The sequence below is a fragment of the Micromonospora sp. DT201 genome, from assembly GCF_049841575.1.
In the GTDB taxonomy this organism is placed as follows: Bacteria; Actinomycetota; Actinomycetes; order Mycobacteriales; family Micromonosporaceae; genus Micromonospora.
The window spans coordinates 36,207-54,051 of sequence record NZ_JBNCKP010000014.1; the positions used below are offsets into that span (position 1 = coordinate 36,207).

The window sequence follows — 17,845 nt, forward strand, 5'->3', positions numbered from 1 at the left end:
CAAGGACGTTCCGTTGTACACCCTGTGAGACCTCCCGATTGCTGATTGTGTCGCGCGTCGCGCCTGTGCGCCGCGCTCCTTTTGCTGCGGATCTCTCACTGAAACCGGTGTCCTTCTGTGCTCAGAAACTGGGCCGTCGTGCCCACCTGCCTGCCGCTCGTTCGCCGCCGTTGCCACTCGTGCGCGTCCGAGATTTTCCGACCAAGCGGAAAATTCCGCGTCAACGCCAACCACAAGCTCATCGACGCCTGGCTCCTCGTGCTCTGTACGGGTTGCGGGGTGACGGCCAAGCTCGCCCTCCTGGAGCGGGTGACCGTGCGCTCCATCCGACCGGGGTTGCTGGACCTGCTGCACCACAACGACCCCGGGCTGACCGCCGCGTTGCTTCAGGACCCGGCCGTGCAGCACCGCAATCGCATCGCCCTCGACTGGGACGACGCCTGGCGTCTCGACACCGACGGATCGGAGCACCTGGACCACGAGACGATCGACGTCGCGGTCCGCTTCGCGGCGCGGATCCCGGTCCGGCCGGTGCGACTGATCGCTGACGGTCTCGGTCTTTCGCGAGCCGAGGTCGACAGACTGATCCTGGAGGGGAACATCGTTTCGGCAGTCCGGTTGAGCGGCAAGCTCTCCGGCGACTTCACCTTCACGCTGAAGCTGTGAGCCCTCTGCACCGATCCGTGGGCCTGTCCGGCGTGCTCCGCCGGACAGGCCCGGGCGGGAGGGGAGCTTAGACGGGCACTAGTCGGCGTCCTGCTCGGAAGGGGCCTCATCCGGCACCCGGGCGTCGTCGTCGGTCTGTGCGTCGTTCGACGGGTTGGCGAGGTCGCCGAGCCGACGCTCGGCCTCTCGGGCCTCCTCGTCGAGCCTGGGGTTCTCTTCGTCGGGGCTCTGCGACATCCGCGACCTCCATCGGGCACGACCGGTCGGACCTCGGTGTACCCGGTCTGACGGCGACGACACGAAACGGACGCGCTATCGACTCCATGTCACCGATGTGGCGGTATCCCGCCGAGCGGATGCCGCCACATCGCCGAAACGGAGTGGATCTGGGGGCTGGCGGACATCGCCGCACTGACGCTTCAGAGGTAATGACCTGTCGAGCCTCGCCAGCCGTCGGCGGCGGGGGGAAACCGAGCGCCGGGCCGGCCGGGGGTACGCACCGGGCTGGAGCCCAGGAGCGTTGCCGGCCCGGCCCGGTGCCGGATCAGCGCTGCTTCAGCTCACGCCAGGATGGGTGCGTGCCGCGCCAGGCGTCGGCGAGGATGGCCGCCGAGGCCCGGCTAGGGCACTGCTGCACCCGCTCACGACCCGACGCCCCACCGATCTGGGCGCGGACCTCCCAACCCTGCCCGTCAGTACGGATATACACGTCCCGGCGCCCGCGCGGGGTCGTGTCTCCGTTCCACCAATGCTCCTCGACCTTCATTCGCCGACCGTATAGCAAATTTTGCGCCGGGGGTACGTCGCAGGTGGGTCGGAACCAGGGCGATAGGCGCAATTCCGGCGTACTTCGGTCTAAGCGTTGACGGGGAAGACCCACAACGGGGGGTCCTCCCCGTCCTGAGCGGCGAATCAGGACCCGATTACCTGCCGTTCAGCACACCGGCGAGGGCATTGGCCAACCTGTCCTGGCCCGTAGGACTGGGTGCGGTGAGCTTCCCTCCTGAGTGATCTGCATGTCACCCGGAGTGAACCGCCACGTCGGGCGAAGTCGCGCTCGACGCGTCCATTCGCGCAGCCCTACCGCCCACCCCGATGAGCAGTCCGCACTCCCGCTCGCCGGCGGTCGATGGTCGACCGGGCCTACCCCTGGGTGGTCAGGAGGTAGTCGTCGGCTTCGGGGCTCCAGCGGAGGTCGACCACGCCACCGGTGGCGGCGGCCTTGCAGAACTGAAGGAAGCTGCGGTAGCCGAGCTTCTTCTCGCTGAAGTCGGGCCGGGCCCTGCGCAGTTGGTTCTTCAATCCGGACAGGGCCACCGGGTTGCCGCTGCTGCCGAGATCTGCCACCACCCCTCGGAGCAGGCCGAAGGCCACCTCCCGGTCGCCGTGCTCGGGCAGCGAAACCTCGGGGTCGCCCTTCGCGGGGCCTTCGGCCAACTCGATCACGTTGTGCTCGGCGAGGTGCCGCAGCAGTTCGCCAAAAGTGCGGAAACCGTAGTCGGATTCGCTGAACGTCGGGTCCTTGCGGAGCAGGGTGCGCTTGAGTCGGGACGCGGTGACCTCGCCGTTGGCGCTGCCCTGAAGGCCGGCCACCGTCTGGGCGACCAACACGGCGAGCGCGTCCACGTCCCGTTCGGGCTCCTCACCGGCGGGTCGCCGGTCCACCTCTGGCTCCCGCTCAAGCTCCTGCTGCGGCTCGGGCGGGCGCTGGTCCGGACCGGCCTGCCGGGTCGGACGACCGCGCCGGCTGCGGGTCGGCGGGATGTCCACACCCTCCAGCCGGTCGTAGTAGAGGAACTCGTCGCAGGCCGGCGGGAGCAGCGCGGACGTCGACCCCTCGACCCCGACGCCGATGACCCGCTTGTTCAGCTCGCGAAGCTTGTGCACCAGCGGCGTGAAGTCGCTGTCGCCACTGCAGATCACGAACGTGGAGATGTAGTCGCGCTCGAACGCCAACTCGATCGCGTCGACGGCCATCTTGATGTCCGCGGCGTTCTTACGGGAGGCGCCCATCCGCTGTGGGATCTCGATCAGCTCGACGTGGGACCGGGTGAGCATCCGCCGGTCCTCGTCAAAGAAGGACCAGTCGGCGTACGCCCGCCGGACGACCACCCGACCTCGTTCGGCCAGCGCGTCGGCGATGGGCCGGAAGTCGAAGGCCGCGCCGCCACGGTGGTCGCGCGCGCCCAACGCGAGGTTTTCGTAGTCGAGGAACAGAGCGATCCGATCTTCTTGATCCACGCGGATCAGCCTACGCCCGGCGTGAGCTGCCGGGGGGCACGCGACGCGCGACACCCCAACTCGTCAATCGTCCATTTCTTGCGGACTGATTGTCGCCTCTTTTCGCTGTTCGATTGCTGTCTTGCAACGCAGTGTTCGCTGCTGGCATCATGACGATCAATGTCGGGCGTCGGGGGCGCCAGGCGGACCTCCCACCACCACCCACTGAGGAGGGTCACCGATGTTTCGTGCCATCATGCCGGCGCGGGGACGCCCCGGCCGGCCGACGGCCACCGCGGCCGCGCTCGCGACCGGCCTCACCGTGCTGATCCTCGGCCCCACCGCGGCCGTCGCCGGCCCACCCGCGGCCTCCGGCGCGGCACCGGTCATCACCCGGGCCGCCCTCGATCCGGCGTTGGTCGCCGGCCGCGGCGCGGACGTCGACTTCGTCGAGCAGGAGGCGGAGAACGCCCGCACCACCGGCGAGATCATCGGGCCCGACCGGTCCGCCTACACGCTGCCCGCCGAGGCCTCCGGCCGCCGGGCCGTCCGGCTCACCCCCGGCGAGTACGTCGAGTTCGTGCTGCCCAGCGCGGCGAACGGAATCACCGTGCGGTACAGCATCCCGGACGCGCCACAGGGCGGTGGGATCACCGCCCCGCTGAACGTCACGGTCAACGGCAAGAACGCGCGCACCATGACGCTGACGTCGCAGTACTCGTGGCTCTACAACCAGTACCCGTTCTCCAACGACCCTCAGGCCGGGCTGCTGCACCCGGACTGGTGGATCACCGAGTGCCAGTGCGTGCCGTCGGCCACCACCCCGTACCCGAGCATCAGCACGCCGTTCCGGCCCACCCACTTCTACGACGAGCAGCGGCTCCTACTCGGACGCACCTACCAGGCCGGCGACAAGATCCGCCTCACCGCGCCGCCCGGCAGCGCCGCCGCCTGGACCGTCATCGACCTACTCGACTCCGAGTTGGTCAAGCCACCGCACATCCGGCTGCTCGCGGCGAACGTGCTCGCCTTCGGCGCGGACCCCACCGGCCGACGGGACTCCGCCGACGCACTGGACCGGGCCATCGCCTTCGCCCGGCGCACCCATCTGATCGTGTACGTCCCGCCGGGCACCTACCAGGTCAACCGCCACATCATCGTCGACGACGTGACCATCGAGGGCGCCGGCAACTGGTACACCATCATCAAGGGCCGCGAAGTCGCCCTGCCGACGCCCGCACCGGACGGCTCGGTGCACACCGGCGTCGGGTTCTACGGCCGGGACGCCGCCGACGTCGGCAGCCGCAACGTCCACCTCTCCGGCTTCGCCATCGAGGGAGACGTCCGGGAGCGCATCGACACCGACCAGGTCAACGCCATCGGCGGCGCAATGAGCGACTCGACAATCGACGGACTCCACCTGCGGCACACCAAGGCGGGTCTGTGGTTCGACGGGCCGATGAGGAACGTCCGGGTCACCAACAACATCATCGTCGACCAGATCGCCGACGCGCTCAACTTCCACACCGGTGTGACCGACTCCGTCGTCGCGCACAACTTCGTCCGCAACACCGGCGACGACGGCCTGGCGATGTGGTCGGAGAAGACGGCCAACGCGCGGAACACGTTCGACCACAACACCGTGCAGTCACCGACCCTGGCCAACGGCATCGCCATCTACGGCGGCACGGACACCACCGTCTCACACAACCTCATCGCCGACCCCGTCCGCGAGGGCAGCGGCATCCACGCCGGTGCCCGTTTCGGCGCGGAGCCGTTCACCGGGCACCTACGGATCACCAACAACACCACCGCCCGCGCGGGCACCTACGAGTTGAACTGGAACATCGGGCTGGGCGCGATCTGGATCTTCGCCCTGGATCGGAGCATCGACGCGGCCATCGAGGTGACCGGCGACGCGTACCTCGACAACACCTACAACGCGATCATGCTGGTCAGCGACTGGCCGGTGAAGGACCTCTACTCGATCTCCAACGTGCGATTCCGGGACATCCGGGTCGACGGCACCGGCACCTCGGTGGTCAGCGCCCGCTCGGCAGGGTCCGCCTCGTTCGCCAACGTGGACGCCCGCAACGTGGGCGCGGTCGGGGTCAACAACTGCGGTTCGTTCCACTTCACCACGGCCGGTTCGGAGTTCACCCTGACCGACCTCGGCGGTAACGACGGCGGGTGGCTCACACCGTGGCTGCTGCCCAACACCATCACCTGCGACGACCGGCCACCCGTGTCGCCTCCCCCGCCTCCAGCACGGTGGTAAACGCGGTGGGCGGCCCGAGGAGTCGGGCCGCCCACCGCACCTGCGCAGCAGGTCAGAGCCTTTCGCACCTGCGCAGCAGGTCAGAGCCTTTCGCACCTGCGTGGCAGGTCAGAGCCTTTTGACGTACGCCAGCGGCACGGTCGTCGGCTGCCCGTCCCAGCTGCCGCTCAGGGTGGGCCCGGCCGCCCCGTCGGCCGTGACACCGGGCCGGCGGATGACGACCAGCTCAACGGAGTCGGTGCCGATGATGGTGAGCTCCCCGTCGACAACCCGTCGGACAGCGCCAGCCGGGGACGGATCGACGGCGTCGGCCCCGTCGACGGCGATCCTCATCGTCGGCTCACGCACTTCCCGTCGGCCGTCGACCTCGAAGTACTCCTCCGCCTGGCCGTCGCCGGTGCGGATCGCGTGGGCGAGCGCGGCCGCGTACACCGGGTCGGCGCAGGCGTCGTACACCCAGCGTGGGCCGAGCACCGAGTGCTCGACGGTGCCGACCAGCCAGCCGTCGGCGCCGTCGAGGGGCGCGGCACGGTAGGTCAGCGGGACCTGATGGACCGGCCCGTTCGCGGCGCCGACCAGCATCGTCTCGATGCCGACCTCGCCGGCCGGGTCGTCGAAGCGGTAAGCACCCCGGCTCACCAGATCGACGCCGGTCGGGCCGGAGAACCAGGGTCGGCCGGGCAGCCAGGCCGCCAGCAATTCGAGTTTCGTAGGGCGCAGGGTCGCCCGATGCAGCAATGCCATCACGGCAGCCTAGGTCAGAGGCCGTAGCAGGGCTTACCGCCCACCGTGCAGCCCTCCGGTGCCCTGGCCTTCGGCCGGTTGTCGCGTATGTCGAAGCGGAACGTCTGCGACCCTCCGGCAGGCACGGCGGCCCCGGTGAAGGTGATCGCCTGCCCGTCCTGTCGCCAGTTCGCACCGTCGACGTCATCGACGGTGCTGCCTTCGGCGAACGTGACCACCACGGACCAGTCCCCCACCGGTACGCCGGCAGAGTTGTTGACCACCACCTCGCCGGTGTAGCCGAACAGCCGGGTGGAGTCCGTGTCGTACCGGGCTGTCAGCCGCGGCGAGGGCGGCGGCGCCGACGTGGGTGGGCGCGACGGCTGCACCGACACACTTCGGCTCGGACGGGCGGTCGCCGACGCGGCCGTCCGCGAGGGGCGCACCGAGGGCGTCGCCCGCCGCGTGGCGGTGGGCGACGTGAGCGTTCCGGACGGCGATGGCGACAGCGACGGCGTCGAGGACGGCGCGGCGCTCCGGTTCGGCTCGTCCGGCAGCGCCGCCCACGCCGCAACTCCTCCGAAGACCACCACCCCACCCAGCATCGCGGCCAGTTGGTGGCGTCGTCGACGGGCGCGCGCGGGCCCCTTGCCGCGTAGGCCGACCAGCGGCAGTTCGGCGGTCAACCCGCCGTCGCCGCGCCGCAGGTCGACCTGTTGGAAGGCGAGCCAGTCGAGGATGGCCGGCAGCCGCACCGTCAGTGACTGCCGGAGCTGCTCCTCGCGTGGTTCGTGCTGCTCGGCGGACCACGCACCGTGGGTCGTGACCTCCCGTAGCTCCAGCCGGCAGCCCTGCTTGGTGGCCGTGACCGTGCAGGTGACCTCGCTGAGCCGGCCAGCCTCGTCACAGGCCAGTACGAGGAGTTCCGGCACCTGCCGCTCGGTCACCTCGACCTCGACGTTGGCCTCGAAGCCGGGCAGACCGGCCGTGTGCAGCAGCAGTCGGTCCAGTACGCCCTGGACCGTCTCGGCCTCCGCGAACCACCGGCCGAGCAACCCCCGATCGGTCAATGCGAGCCAGACCCGGTCGGGCGGGTGGGACAGGTCGACCTGCGCACCGATCTCGATCACGGCGCGACTCTACGGGTTCCGCTTCAGCCCCAACGGGTCGACCGCTCGACCACCGCTGCCAGCGCGGCTTGGGCGCCGGCACTCACCTCGGCAACCACCTCGGCGGCCGGCAGGTCCCGGGCGAGGGGGTGCGCCTGCCCGGCCCACAGGTTCGCGACCGAGGTGTCCCCGTCGCTCCGGGCGGCTGCGAGCAGCGGACGCGTCAGGTGTAGCACCTGGGGGTAGCCGACCGGCGCCGCCGCGTCGTGCTGGCGCAGGAAGTCGTTGGCCACGCCCCGGGCCCGCTTGCCGGTGTACGACCGGGTCAACGCGGTCTTCGCGGCACTCGCCACCACCGAGCGGTGCATCGGCGAGCTGCCCGCCTCAGGGCAACGCAGGAAGGCCGTACCGAGCTGCGCGGCGGCGGCACCGGCAGTCAGCACAGCGGCCACCGCGGGGCCGTCGACGAGACCGCCTGCGGCCACCAGCGGGCGGTCGCAGTGCGCCGCGGCCAGCCGGAGCAACGGCAGCAGCGCGTAGTCGTCGTCGTCCGGTAGGCCGCCGCGATGCCCACCGGCCTCGGTGCCCTGCACCACCACCGCGTCCACGCCCAGGTCGACGGCGGCCGTCGCGGCCTCCGGGCGGGTGACCGTGGCCCATACCTCGGTGCCCCGCTCGCGCAGGGCGGTCACCGCTGCCCGATCGGGCAGCCCGAACACGAAGGACACGACCGGGACCGGGTCCGCGAGCAGCGCGGCCAACTTCTTCGGGTACGCGTCGTCGCCGCCCACCGGCTCGCCCAGGCTCACCCCACGCGCAGCGGCCTGCGGGGCGAGCCGTTCGGCGTACGCCTGGATGGCGGCCTCGTCGACAGGGCCGGGGTCGGGCAGGAAGACGTTGACGCCGAACGGCCGGTCGGTGCGCGCGCGGACCTCAGCGACGTCAGCGGTCAGCCGCTCGGTGTCGATCATCCCGGCGGCCAGGAAGCCCAGCCCACCGGCCGCGGAGACGGCTGCCACGAGCGCTGGCGTGGACGGACCGCCAGCCATCGGGGCGGCGATGATCGGGTGACGCAACGTGGACAGCACGGACATCCACCCATCCTGCCGCACCGCCGGAGTTCGCTCACCGGCGCGCGGTGTGCCTCGATCGCAGCACACCGGCCAGGCCGAGCAGTGCCAACAGGGTTCCGGCGCCGGCTACCAGCGCCCAGGGCCGGGCGCCCGCGCCGGACGCCTCCTCGGCGGCGGGGCGGACTGACGTGGGCGCCCCCGGACCAGCAGATACCGGGCCAGCGGACCCCGTCGGGTGTGCCGCAGCGTCCGCCGCGGCCGCGACCGGGTAGCGCAGGATCGTCGGACGGGTGCCCGGCGGCTGGTCGGCGGATTCGGAGACGGTGAGCAAGGACCGGCCGTCGCGGCTGTAGGTGATCGACTCACCCTGGGGTTCGTCCGGCAACGGCGTGATGCGCGCAGTGCCGGAGGTCAACGCGGTGACCACATCGCCAGCGGGTACGTCGTACTCGAAGGCGTCGGCGTAGCTGCGCAGCACCACCCGACGCCCGTCCGGTGCGCTTGCCGCGCCGGTGACCACACCGCGTCCGAGAAACAGGAACGGGTTGCTGGTGCTGGTCCGCGGCAGGGTCACCTGGCCGACCGAGGCCATCGGCGTCGTCGCGCCGGGCCGCAGCGCGGTGGTCGGCGCGTACAGGAAGACGGTGCCGCTGCCACCCTTGGTGATGACCAACGGTCGACCGTCCGCGTCGAGCAGCAACGCCTCCGCGTCGTGCGCGCCGTCCGGGTACGTCATCCGGTGCAGCACCGGCTTGGCCGCCCCGGGTGCGAGCCGCCAGATGGCGATCGTCGGCCGGGAGTGGTCGTTGTCGCCGATGTCGGCGACCCAGACGGTGCCGTCCCGGCCGATGGCCAGGTCCTCGGTGTCGCGGGGACGGGAGGGGTAGGCGACCGACCGGACCACCGCGCAGCGTTGATTGAGGAAGAAGATCCGGCGGAGAGCCTCGTCGTCGGCACCGTCGTTGATCACCACGTACCCGTCGTCGGTGGCGACCATCCCGGAGATCTCGCGGAGCCGGTCGTCGCGTACCTGGCACACCGGCGTCCCAGCCACCGCCGCACCTGCCGCCGCCGCACCTGCCACTGCCACACCCGGCGACAGCACGACGGCCGGCGCTACCACACAGGCGAGCAGCGCCGCCCCCGCACGGGCGCGCCGCCCCCAGGTCAACCGCCCGCGTACCCGCATCGCCCACCCTCCTCGTCGCGGCCCTGTCCCGGCCACCTGCCCATCCTGGCCGATCCCGGCCACCAGTGTGGTCAACGCGGGGACGTACCCGCGCCCTGGTCGATGTAATGTCACTCCGCCTGATTGATCAACGTGAAGGGTGGCCGTGCCCGTGACCGAAACCTCGGTGGTCCCCCGGTTCCGGCGACTGCTGCGCCATCGCCTCGGCCGTCCGGCCGGCGGCGCCGCCATCGCCTGGGTGCCGCTCGCCGCGGTCATCTGTGGCCTCTTCACCGGCGCGTTGGCCAGCCGGGCCGCCTGGGAGACCTCCCGACCGCAACCCGACCGTGCCGAGGCCTCCGCGATCCTGGCCGAGGTGTTTCCCGGGCACGACCTCGGCGACATCGACACTCCGCCCGCGCTCTTCGTCGTCTACGGGCACGCGCTGCGCCTGAAGACCGTCAAGACCCTGGTGCTCGGTGACGGTGGCGAATATCAGGAGAGCGCCACCGGTGCCGCCGCCTTCGGCGCGCCGCCGGTGCCCGCCGAGCAGATCGTCGCGGTGGCCCGGGAACGCCTGACCGGCACGGGCTGGCGGGTGTACGACCCGCAGGTGACCGAGGGCATCACCTGCGGGGACAAGGTGTGCGCCACGCCGCGGGCGATCACCAACACCGCCCTGGTCGCCCGACGTGGCGACACCATCCTGAACGCCTCGATCTCCTCCCAGACCGCCGCCGAAGCCACCTACCTCTCGGTCGAGTTGCACCGCGCACCGCCGCCGGCGGTGGTCCCCGCCGGGGTGCTCGGCACCCTGCTGGGCGCGGTGGCGGGTTGGCTGGTCTTCGGCTGGACCAGCCGACGCGTCGAGGGACGCCGGCGGCGCGGCACGGTGAACGTCCTGTTCGGTGTGGCCGTGGTGCTGTGGTGGCTGCCGGTGCTGCTGGCCGCACCGCAGTTGCTGTGGCACCACCTGGGCGAGCCGCACCCGGCCTGGCACCCGTTCTGGGAGTGGTTGGGCCAGCCAGCGGTCTCGCTGCTCTTCCTGGTGGGCGCGGGGTGTGCGCTGCTGGCACTGGGGCTGGCCGCCGGTGCCCGCCGGGACACCACGGCCGAGGCGTCGGTCGGCTGACCGCCGTTGTGCACACTTGCCGGTGACCGAACGGGCGACTCGGACGTGGTCGACTCCAGGTCGCCGATGTGGCGGTATCCGCGGGACGGGATACCACCACGTCGGCGAAGCGGAGTGGATCACGCCCCGGCGGCAGGCACCAGTGCGCCGGTTCGCAAGGCCGCATGGCGGGGCCTTCATCCCGACGACACACACCACTCCGAGACCGCCGTGGCCATGCTCCTGACGCGCTCGAGGTTGCGGCCGCCCGGTCGTGGCGGTGCTCGGCGCCCAGGCCGACCGGATCCGCGCTCGGGCGCGACTGCCCAGGCGTGAGTGTGACGGTGACGGGTAGGCAGCGGCCCGGCGGCATGTCGACACCCGCCGGGTAGGAGGCTCCGATGAGCACGTACCGGGACGAGCAGGGCGATACGTTTCCTCCGCCGGAGGCCGATGCCCTGGAGCAACGGCAGAACGCCGTCGACTACGGGCCGCCGGACCGGATGTCCGGCGACGTCGACTCCGAAGCGTCCGAGGCCGACCTGGCCGAACAGGGCGCACTACCGGCAGGCACACTCGACGACGCGACGTCGCTCCCGGCCGACGCCAATCCAGCCGACGCCCTCGAACAGCGCCAGGAAATCCCCGCCCGCGACGAGGGCCGCCGCACCTGACGGCTCCCGGTCGCGGCCCGCCCGGCCGCGACCGACGGGCCGCGCGAGTTGCCAGCCGGCAATGCCCAACCCGCCGGCTTAGCCGGCAACGCCCACCTCAGCCGGCCCAGCCGGCAACGCCCACCAGCCGGCCCAGCCGGCAACGCCCACCAGCCGGCCCAGCCGGCAACGCCCACCAGCCGGCCCAGCCGGCGGCGAGCCGCCACAGCAGGAACGCCTTGAGCGCGACCACCAGCACGGCCACCAGGGACGCGGCGGCGGTGGTGAGCGGGTGGTCGACCAGGTTGCCCATCAGGTCGCGACGGCGGGTGAAGACGACGACCGGGATCAGCGCGAACGGATCGCTGAAGCTGAGGCGAAGTTGCCGGGGTCGACGTAGGCCGCGGCGGCGACGAACGCCGGGCCGAGCAGGATCAGCCGCCCGCGTACCCGACCCCGGGCGCGGGCCACCCGTAGTGGCGTCGCTCTCGACGTCGTCACTTCGTTGGTGACCAACGAACACCCCCCGTCCGAGTGGATTGCGTGCCGGTCCCTACCCGGCGGGCTGGCCCGCCGGCGCCAACGCGCCCGACGCACCGGTCCGGACGCGACGCGCCGCCCCTGCCTTGACAGCTGCCGGGTCGCCAGTAAAGCTGTCTATTAGTCCTACTGTCGTAGGACAACAGGAAGGATCATCACGAGTGATCGAGTTCGTGCTGGACAGCCGGTCGAAGGTGAACACCTACATGCAGCTCGTGCAGCAGGTGAAACAGGCGCTGCGGGTCGGCCTGCTGACGCCGGGCGACCAACTGCCAAAGGTCCGGGACGTCGCGCAGTCACTGGCGATCAACCCGAACACGGTGCTGAAGGCGTACCGGGAGCTGGAGATCGAGGGTCTGGTCGGCGGCCGACCCGGGGTGGGGACGTTCGTCCAGCGCACCCTGGCCGGCGCATCCCTGCCCAACCAGGCCGAGCTGCGCGACGACCTGGTCGCCTGGTTGCACCGGGCACAGGCCGCAGGCCTCACGGCCGAGGACGTCATCGCCCTGGTGGAGACCACGCTGCGCGCCACCCTCGCGGACGACGCCCCACAGAAGGAGCCCGCGTGAGCAAGCGCTACGAGCGAGAGAGCAAGCACAGCGACGAGGGATCGCGCCGCCACTTGGTGGCGGCGCAGCCGGATCGAGAGGACAGAGGATGGACATGGTCTTAGAGGCAGACCGCCTGGGCAAGCGGTACGGCAGCACCTGGGCGTTGCGAGACTGCTCGCTGCACCTGCCGGCTGGCCGGATCGCCGCGCTGGTCGGGCCGAACGGCGCGGGCAAGAGCACGCTGCTGCACCTGGCCGTCGGCCTGCTCAAGCCCGACGCGGGCGCGGTGCGGGTGTTCGGCAGGTCGCCATACGGTGACACGGAGGGCCTGGCCGACATCGGTTTCGTCGCCCAGGACACCCCGCTGTACCGGGACTTCACCGCAGCGGAGTTGGTCATTGCCGGCGGCAAACTCAACAAGCGGTGGGACGCGGCGCTGGCCCGCACCCGGTTGGCTCAGCTCGGCATTCCGCCGGACCGCCCGGTCGGCAAGCTCTCCGGCGGGCAACGGGCCCAGGTGGCGCTGGCGCTCGCGCTGGCCAAGCAACCCCGGCTGCTGCTGCTCGACGAGCCGGTCGCCAGCCTCGACCCCCTCGCCCGGCGGGAGTTCCTCCAGTCGCTGATGGGCAGCGTCGCGGAGTCAGGCACCACCGTCCTGCTCTCCTCGCACCTGCTGGCCGATCTGGAGCGCATCTGCGACTACCTGATCGTCCTCAACGCCTCCCAGGTGCAGCTCACCGGCGCGGTCGACGACCTGGTCGCCGAGCACCGCCAGTTGATCGGTCCTCGGCACGACGGCGGCGCTATCGGGGGCGTCGCCGCCGTGATCCGGGCCAGCCACACCGACCGACAGTCCACCCTGCTGGTCCGTACCGACGGACCGGTCACCGATCCCGCCTGGACGGTGCGCGAGGTCAGCCTGGAGGACGTCGTCCTGGCCTACCTCGCCGATGGCACCACGCAGACCAGTCACACCGAGTGGGGAGTGCCGGCATGATCTGGCTGACCTGGCGACAACACCGCAAGCAGGCGTTCTACACCCTGCTGGGGTTCGCGGCGCTCGCCGCCCTACTGGTGCCCATCGGTCTGTCGATGCGGAACACCTTCGCCGACCTGGGGCTGGCGGACTGCATCCGCCCGATCACCCTCAGTGAGGCCGCCATGCAGACCTGCGACGCGGGTTTCCGCCGGTTCAGCGATCAGTACGACAGCCTGAACCTGGTAGCGGTACTGCTGATCACCCTGCCGGTGCTGGTCGGCCTGTTCTGGGGCGCCCCGCTGGTCGCCCGGGAGGTGGAGCAGGGCACCCACCGCTTCGTGTGGACCCAGGGCGTCGGCCGGACCCGTTGGGCCCTGGTGAAGTTCGGGCTGGTCGGCACGGCCGCAGTGCTCCTCGCGGCGTGCTACGGGCTGGGCATGTCGTGGTGGGTGGAGCCGCTCACCCAGGCCGCGCACGAGGGCCGGCTCGGCATGATCGTCTTCGATCTGCAGGGCGTCGTCCCGATCGGGTACACCATCTTCGCCGTGGCGCTGGGCGTCTTTGCCGGCACCGTCTGGAAGCGGATGCTGCCGGCCATGGGCATCACCCTGGCCGGGTTCATCGGCGTGCGGGCGGCGGTGGAGATCCTGGCCCGGCCGCACTACCAGCCCGCCCGCACCCAGACTTTCCCGATCGAGGGGGACGGGATACCGGAGTTGAGCCGGGGTGACTGGGTCCTCTCCATGGGCATCCGGAACGCCGACGGGACGATGGTCGCGGAGAACGCCCGGATCCAGTGCCCACCGGGCGGCAGAGGGCCGGACGGTCGGGTCTGCGGCGCCGAGCTGGGCCTCGACCCGGGCGCGTACAACTGGCAGCTGTACCAGCCGGCGGACCGGTTCTGGCTGTTCCAGGGCATCGAGACGGGCATCTTCGTCGCCCTCGCTGTGCTCCTGCTCTACTTCGCCGTCCGCCGGGTGCGTCGGATCGCGTAGGTCGACGACGGGTGCTCGTCGGGGTGCGGGGGCCTCGGCGAGCACCCGTCAGCGCAGGCCCTCGACGGTCAGCGTGAGCCAGGAGGCGAGATCGTGCAGCTCGTCATGCACGGCCCGGGTCACCTCCGGGGTGAAGGGCACGTCCTCGTGGATGGCGTGCACGGTGAGCACGCCGCGCCGGCGGTCGGCTGTGGCGTCGACCTTTCCGACCAGCCGGTCGCCGTGCAGGATCGGCAACGCGAAGTAGCCCCACCGTCGGCTCGCCTTGGGCTTGTACATCTCCAGCACGTACTCGTACTCGAAGAGGTCCGCGAGGCGCGCCCGGTCGTGCACCAGCCGGTCGAACGGCGACAACAGCGCCGTGCGCCCGGTGAAGGGCTGCCCGAGCGCGGCCGGATCCACCCGCCACTCCCCCGCGACACCTTCGATAACCGCTGGCTCACCGGCGTCGCCGACCTCGGCCGGCTCGCCGGGAACGACCACCGCCTTCTCCCGAGCGATGCCCAGCGCCCTCAGTCGACGCTCGTTGCGGACTCGATGCGCCTCTTTCAGCGCAACGACGGGCATGCCGGCCGGGTAGACCCGCTCGGCAACGTCCCACCACCGCTGTCGGCCCTGACGGCCGGCGATCGCGACTTCGCCGCGCAGGAGAAGGAACTCCAGCATCTGGGTGACGTTGCGGTTGTTGGTCCAGCCGGACGAGGGCCACGGCACAGCGCACGTGTCGGGGATGTCGCGGGACAGCAGTGGCCCGGAGCGGCCGAGCAGGTCGAGCACGTCACGACGGAACGAGTCGTTGGCGTGCAGCCATTTCCGCTCCCGCTCGTGGGTGGGCCAGGCGGCCATCGCCGCGAGATAGAGCCCCAGATCGTCCATCGGTCGCACCATCGCCTGGTGCTCGAAGAGCGTCCGATCCTGCTCGATCGCCTGCCGCAACTGCGACGGCTGGTACGACGAGCCGAGCCGGCTCCAGCAGACGAGGTCCGCGCTGGGGGCGACGGCGGCCGTCGGGTCGATCTGCAGCAGCGTCAGCTGACGCACCACCGTGAGCAGGTCGGCCGGGCGGGTGTCGGCCAGCAGTTGGGCCCGGACGGCGATCCGTCGTGCCTGCGCGCGATCGAGTTGGTGGGGAACCACGCCGCCGAGCCTAACGGCGACGACCGACATCACCCTTCTGCCAACCACCGGCCGGGCCGGGCCACCGGGGGACGTCACGGCGTTGTGTCGGTGCTCCCCGACGGCCGGCTCCGGCTGCACGAAACCTGGTCGCGGGAGTACCTGCCAGGCGGCGGCTACGCGGGCTCGGCGGTCCCGACCTGGCCCGCGACGCCGACGTTGAGCGGGTCGGCCAGGAGTTTGTCGAAAGCCAACTCGGCGGCGCCGATCAGGACGGCGTCGCGGCCGAGTGCCGCTGCGCGCAGCCGCAGGTGCTCGCGGGAGGCTGGTAATGGCATGCTGTCCAACCGCTTACGGACGACGTCCGCTCCGGCGGTGAAGATGTCGCGAAGCGATCCGCCGAACACCACGGCATCCGGATTGACCACGTTGACCAGGTTGGCAACGCCGAAGCCGAGCCAGTCAGCAACCCGCTCGACCGCCGCCCGGGCGGTCGGGTCGCCGTCCGCCGCCGCGCGCAGCACCTCGGTCACCGCCGGGCGGTCGCCGGGATCCCGGCCCGCGTGCCGCAGCAACGCGGCTTCGCTGATCTCGGTCTCCCAGCAGCCACGCGAACCGCAGCCGCAGGGCAGGCCATTCGGGTTGACCACCATGTGGCCGACCTTGCCGCTGTGGCCCCGGTGGCCGATCATCAGGCGGCCACCCACGATGATGCCGGCGCTGATGCCCAGATCGCCGTGCAGGTAGATGACGTCGTCGATGCCCACCGCCACGCCCCGGACGTTCTCGGCCAGGCCGGCGATGTCGGCCAGGTCACCGGCCACGAAGCCGGGACCGCCGCTGAACTCCGCCTCGAGCGCGGAGCCGAGCGTCTCGTCGACGCTGGCGATCCGAATCCTGCCGTCCGGGTCACGAGTGGTGTCGGTGACCGCGACGGCACCGCCGACCAGCAGCGCGTCGGCGCCCACCGGCCGTTCCATGTCGCGGACCAGGTCGGCGAGCGGCCCGACGGCGTCGACCGCTGACATGCCACTGGGTCGGGTGACCTCACGCAGGTCGAGGATGCGCCCACCGAGACCGACCCGGGCGGCGCGGAGCCGGTCCGCGTCGATGCTCAGAGCGTGTGCGTAGACCCGGTCGGAGCGGGGACTGACCACCAGTGACGGGCGACCGGCGCGGCGGGCGGTGGTCGGTGCTTCCTCGGTGACCAGGCCGCTGGCGACCAGCTCAGCCGCGAGAGCGCCGATGGTGCTGCGGTTGAGACCGAGTCGGCTGGTCAGCTCGGCCCTGGAGGTCGGCCCGTTCAGGTGGACGTAGCGCAGTACCGCGCCGAGGTTCTGCCGCCGGATCTCCTCCTGGCTGGCGCCGGGGAGCGACGGCAGCGGGGATTCGGTGTTGCGGCCGACGCCGGCTGGCCTGGACCGGACGGGTATCGCCACGGTCAGACCTCCTTCCGGGTCGGGTGGTGTGGGGGTGCCAGGACGACGATGGGTCCCGGTAGAGGAGACCCGGGACCCATCGGCGTTGCTGCCTACCGTGCGGTGATTACTTGGTGAGCGGCGCGAGCTTCGGGTCGTTGGCGTACGCCTCAACCACGTTCGCCTTGGTGACGGCGACCGGCGGGAGCAGGAACGTGTCGACGACCTTGCTGCCGTTGTTGTAGGACTTGGTGTCGTTCACCTGCGGGGTGTTGCCGGCCTGGAGAGCCTTGACCATGTTGATGGTCTCCTTCACCAGGTTGCGGGTGTCCTTGTTGATCGTCATGTACTGCTCGCCAGCGACGATCGACTTGACCGACTCAACCTCGGAGTCCTGACCGGTGACGATCGGGGTCGGCTTGCCAGCACCCTTGACCGAGGTCAGGATCGCGCGGGCCAGCGTGTCGTTCGGGGAGAGGACGCCGTCCAGCTCCTTGCTGCCGTAGGTCGAGGTCAGCAGCTGGTCCATGCGGGCCTGCGCACCCTCGGCCTTCCAGCCCTGGATGGCGGTCTGCTTGACGTCCTTCTGACCCGAGGCGACGACCACGTCGCCCTTGTCGATCGCCGGCTTGAGCACGCTCATCGCGCCGTCGAAGAAGACACCGGCGTTGTTGTCGTCCGGCGAGCCGGAGAACAGCTCGATGTTGTACGGGCCGTTCGGCTTCTTGGCCTTCATGCCGTCCAGCAGGGCCTGGCCCTGGAGCTGGCCGACCTTGAAGTTGTCGAACGCGACGTAGTAGTCGAGGTCCGGCGCGTTGGTGATCAGCCGGTCGTAGGCGATGACCTTCACACCGGCCGCGTGGGCGGCCGCGACCTGGGTCGACAGCTGCGCGGCGTCGGTCGCGCCGATGACGATGACCTTGGCGCCCTTGGTCACCATGGAGGTGATCTGGGCCTGCTGGTCGGCGACCGTGGTCGACGCGCCCGCGTACTGCACGTTGCCCTCGAAGCCGGCCTCCTTGAGGCCGTTGGTGAACAGGTCACCGGCGAGGACCCAGTTCTCCGAGGTCTTGGCCGGGAGGGCCACGCCGATCAGCGAGTTCGCCGGGAAGCCCTTGGCGGCCTCGCCGCTGGTGCCGGAGTCGCCGTCACGGCCGGAGCCGCAGCCTGCGAGGGCCAGCATGGCGGCGGCGCTGACGGCGACCACCGACGTGCCGAAGAATTTACGCATGGTGAGGACTTGCC

General features: G+C 70.9%; 19 protein-coding genes. 7 read left to right on the forward strand and 12 right to left on the reverse strand.

Annotated elements, in window-relative coordinates; translation table 11 throughout:
- Nucleotides 1–117: 117 nt before the first annotated feature.
- Nucleotides 118–666, forward strand: coding sequence for a DUF1062 domain-containing protein (locus tag ACLQ28_RS21710; RefSeq protein WP_425688102.1), 549 nt, complete (start codon nucleotides 118–120; stop codon nucleotides 664–666).
- A 78-nt stretch (nucleotides 667–744) separates the two neighbouring features.
- Here ACLQ28_RS21710 and ACLQ28_RS21715 read toward each other — a convergent pair whose 3' ends face one another.
- The 3 genes from ACLQ28_RS21715 to ACLQ28_RS21725 form a co-directional block, all read right to left on the reverse strand.
- Nucleotides 745–903, reverse strand: coding sequence for a hypothetical protein (locus ACLQ28_RS21715; RefSeq protein WP_167454607.1), 159 nt, complete (start codon nucleotides 901–903; stop codon nucleotides 745–747).
- Nucleotides 904–1,210: 307 nt separating this feature from the next.
- The gene (locus ACLQ28_RS21720; protein ID WP_030335934.1) at nucleotides 1,211–1,432 is read right to left on the reverse strand and encodes a hypothetical protein; all 222 of its coding nucleotides are present in this window, start codon (nucleotides 1,430–1,432) and stop codon (nucleotides 1,211–1,213) included.
- Nucleotides 1,433–1,809: 377 nt separating this feature from the next.
- Nucleotides 1,810–2,907, reverse strand: a complete 1,098-nt coding sequence (locus tag ACLQ28_RS21725) for an NYN domain-containing protein (RefSeq protein ID WP_425688103.1) — start codon at nucleotides 2,905–2,907, stop codon at nucleotides 1,810–1,812.
- 220 nt (nucleotides 2,908–3,127) lie between these two features.
- Here ACLQ28_RS21725 and ACLQ28_RS21730 point away from each other — a divergent pair, with 220 nt between their 5' ends.
- On the forward strand, nucleotides 3,128–5,164 hold the full coding sequence (locus ACLQ28_RS21730) for a glycosyl hydrolase family 28-related protein (protein WP_425688104.1): 2,037 nt from the start codon (nucleotides 3,128–3,130) through the stop codon (nucleotides 5,162–5,164).
- A gap of 108 nt (nucleotides 5,165–5,272) precedes the next feature.
- Here the strand turns inward: ACLQ28_RS21730 and ACLQ28_RS21735 are convergent, their stop codons facing one another.
- From ACLQ28_RS21735 to ACLQ28_RS21750, 4 genes are read right to left on the reverse strand one after another with little or no spacing between them, the layout of a single operon-like run.
- A complete protein-coding gene (locus ACLQ28_RS21735) occupies nucleotides 5,273–5,908 on the reverse strand; it encodes a CG0192-related protein (protein ID WP_425688105.1) in 636 nt (211 codons plus the stop codon).
- Between the two features lie 14 nt (nucleotides 5,909–5,922).
- A complete protein-coding gene (locus tag ACLQ28_RS21740; protein WP_425688106.1) occupies nucleotides 5,923–7,017 on the reverse strand; it encodes a cellulose binding domain-containing protein in 1,095 nt (364 codons plus the stop codon).
- A gap of 23 nt (nucleotides 7,018–7,040) precedes the next feature.
- The gene (locus ACLQ28_RS21745) at nucleotides 7,041–8,090 is read right to left on the reverse strand and encodes an NAD(P)H-dependent flavin oxidoreductase (RefSeq protein ID WP_425688107.1); all 1,050 of its coding nucleotides are present in this window, start codon (nucleotides 8,088–8,090) and stop codon (nucleotides 7,041–7,043) included.
- A gap of 31 nt (nucleotides 8,091–8,121) precedes the next feature.
- The gene (locus ACLQ28_RS21750) at nucleotides 8,122–9,258 is read right to left on the reverse strand and encodes a hypothetical protein (RefSeq protein WP_425688108.1); all 1,137 of its coding nucleotides are present in this window, start codon (nucleotides 9,256–9,258) and stop codon (nucleotides 8,122–8,124) included.
- A 151-nt stretch (nucleotides 9,259–9,409) separates the two neighbouring features.
- Here ACLQ28_RS21750 and ACLQ28_RS21755 point away from each other — a divergent pair, with 151 nt between their 5' ends.
- Nucleotides 9,410–10,369: a hypothetical protein gene (locus ACLQ28_RS21755; protein ID WP_425688109.1), complete on the forward strand. Its 960-nt coding sequence runs from the start codon at nucleotides 9,410–9,412 to the stop codon at nucleotides 10,367–10,369.
- Nucleotides 10,370–10,749: 380 nt separating this feature from the next.
- The gene (locus ACLQ28_RS21760) at nucleotides 10,750–11,022 is read left to right on the forward strand and encodes a hypothetical protein (protein WP_425688110.1); all 273 of its coding nucleotides are present in this window, start codon (nucleotides 10,750–10,752) and stop codon (nucleotides 11,020–11,022) included.
- A 97-nt stretch (nucleotides 11,023–11,119) separates the two neighbouring features.
- Here the strand turns inward: ACLQ28_RS21760 and ACLQ28_RS21765 are convergent, their stop codons facing one another.
- On the reverse strand, nucleotides 11,120–11,314 hold the full coding sequence (locus ACLQ28_RS21765) for a hypothetical protein (RefSeq protein ID WP_425688111.1): 195 nt from the start codon (nucleotides 11,312–11,314) through the stop codon (nucleotides 11,120–11,122).
- Nucleotides 11,315–11,349: 35 nt separating this feature from the next.
- Nucleotides 11,350–11,517: a hypothetical protein gene (locus ACLQ28_RS21770; RefSeq protein ID WP_425688112.1), complete on the reverse strand. Its 168-nt coding sequence runs from the start codon at nucleotides 11,515–11,517 to the stop codon at nucleotides 11,350–11,352.
- A gap of 185 nt (nucleotides 11,518–11,702) precedes the next feature.
- Between ACLQ28_RS21770 and ACLQ28_RS21775 the strand changes: the two genes are divergently transcribed.
- From ACLQ28_RS21775 to ACLQ28_RS21785, 3 genes are all read left to right on the forward strand, one after another.
- Nucleotides 11,703–12,110 carry a GntR family transcriptional regulator gene (locus ACLQ28_RS21775; protein ID WP_030335957.1) on the forward strand — a complete coding sequence of 136 codons (408 nt, stop codon included), beginning with the start codon at nucleotides 11,703–11,705 and terminating at the stop codon, nucleotides 12,108–12,110.
- An 88-nt stretch (nucleotides 12,111–12,198) separates the two neighbouring features.
- A complete protein-coding gene (locus ACLQ28_RS21780; protein ID WP_425688113.1) occupies nucleotides 12,199–13,089 on the forward strand; it encodes an ABC transporter ATP-binding protein in 891 nt (296 codons plus the stop codon).
- Nucleotides 13,086–14,066, forward strand: coding sequence for a transporter (locus ACLQ28_RS21785; protein ID WP_425688114.1), 981 nt, complete (start codon nucleotides 13,086–13,088; stop codon nucleotides 14,064–14,066). The genes ACLQ28_RS21780 and ACLQ28_RS21785 overlap by 4 nt, the downstream gene beginning before the upstream one ends.
- A 48-nt stretch (nucleotides 14,067–14,114) precedes the next feature.
- Here ACLQ28_RS21785 and ACLQ28_RS21790 read toward each other — a convergent pair whose 3' ends face one another.
- The 3 genes from ACLQ28_RS21790 to ACLQ28_RS21800 form a co-directional block, all read right to left on the reverse strand.
- Nucleotides 14,115–15,203, reverse strand: coding sequence for a DNA glycosylase AlkZ-like family protein (locus ACLQ28_RS21790; RefSeq protein ID WP_425688115.1), 1,089 nt, complete (start codon nucleotides 15,201–15,203; stop codon nucleotides 14,115–14,117).
- A 155-nt stretch (nucleotides 15,204–15,358) separates the two neighbouring features.
- The gene (locus ACLQ28_RS21795; protein WP_425688116.1) at nucleotides 15,359–16,621 is read right to left on the reverse strand and encodes an ROK family transcriptional regulator; all 1,263 of its coding nucleotides are present in this window, start codon (nucleotides 16,619–16,621) and stop codon (nucleotides 15,359–15,361) included.
- Between the two features lie 106 nt (nucleotides 16,622–16,727).
- Entirely contained in the window at nucleotides 16,728–17,831 is a 1,104-nt protein-coding gene (locus tag ACLQ28_RS21800; protein ID WP_425688117.1) for a substrate-binding domain-containing protein, read from the reverse strand.
- Nucleotides 17,832–17,845 lie beyond the last annotated feature (14 nt).

Bases quoted from the DNA above. Each gene is read 5' to 3' on its own strand.
- ACLQ28_RS21730 (WP_425688104.1), top strand. From the start codon at position 3,128: ATGTTTCGTGCCATCATGCCGGCGCGGGGACGCCCCGGCCGGCCGACG.
- ACLQ28_RS21765 (WP_425688111.1), bottom strand. From the start codon at position 11,314: ATGGGCAACCTGGTCGACCACCCGCTCACCACCGCCGCCGCGTCCCTG.
- ACLQ28_RS21785 (WP_425688114.1), top strand. From the start codon at position 13,086: ATGATCTGGCTGACCTGGCGACAACACCGCAAGCAGGCGTTCTACACC.
- ACLQ28_RS21800 (WP_425688117.1), bottom strand. From the start codon at position 17,831: ATGCGTAAATTCTTCGGCACGTCGGTGGTCGCCGTCAGCGCCGCCGCC.
- ACLQ28_RS21720 (WP_030335934.1), bottom strand. From the start codon at position 1,432: ATGAAGGTCGAGGAGCATTGGTGGAACGGAGACACGACCCCGCGCGGG.
- ACLQ28_RS21750 (WP_425688108.1), bottom strand. From the start codon at position 9,258: ATGCGGGTACGCGGGCGGTTGACCTGGGGGCGGCGCGCCCGTGCGGGG.
- ACLQ28_RS21780 (WP_425688113.1), top strand. From the start codon at position 12,199: ATGGACATGGTCTTAGAGGCAGACCGCCTGGGCAAGCGGTACGGCAGC.
- ACLQ28_RS21745 (WP_425688107.1), bottom strand. From the start codon at position 8,090: ATGTCCGTGCTGTCCACGTTGCGTCACCCGATCATCGCCGCCCCGATG.
- ACLQ28_RS21760 (WP_425688110.1), top strand. From the start codon at position 10,750: ATGAGCACGTACCGGGACGAGCAGGGCGATACGTTTCCTCCGCCGGAG.
- ACLQ28_RS21735 (WP_425688105.1), bottom strand. From the start codon at position 5,908: ATGGCATTGCTGCATCGGGCGACCCTGCGCCCTACGAAACTCGAATTG.
- ACLQ28_RS21715 (WP_167454607.1), bottom strand. From the start codon at position 903: ATGTCGCAGAGCCCCGACGAAGAGAACCCCAGGCTCGACGAGGAGGCC.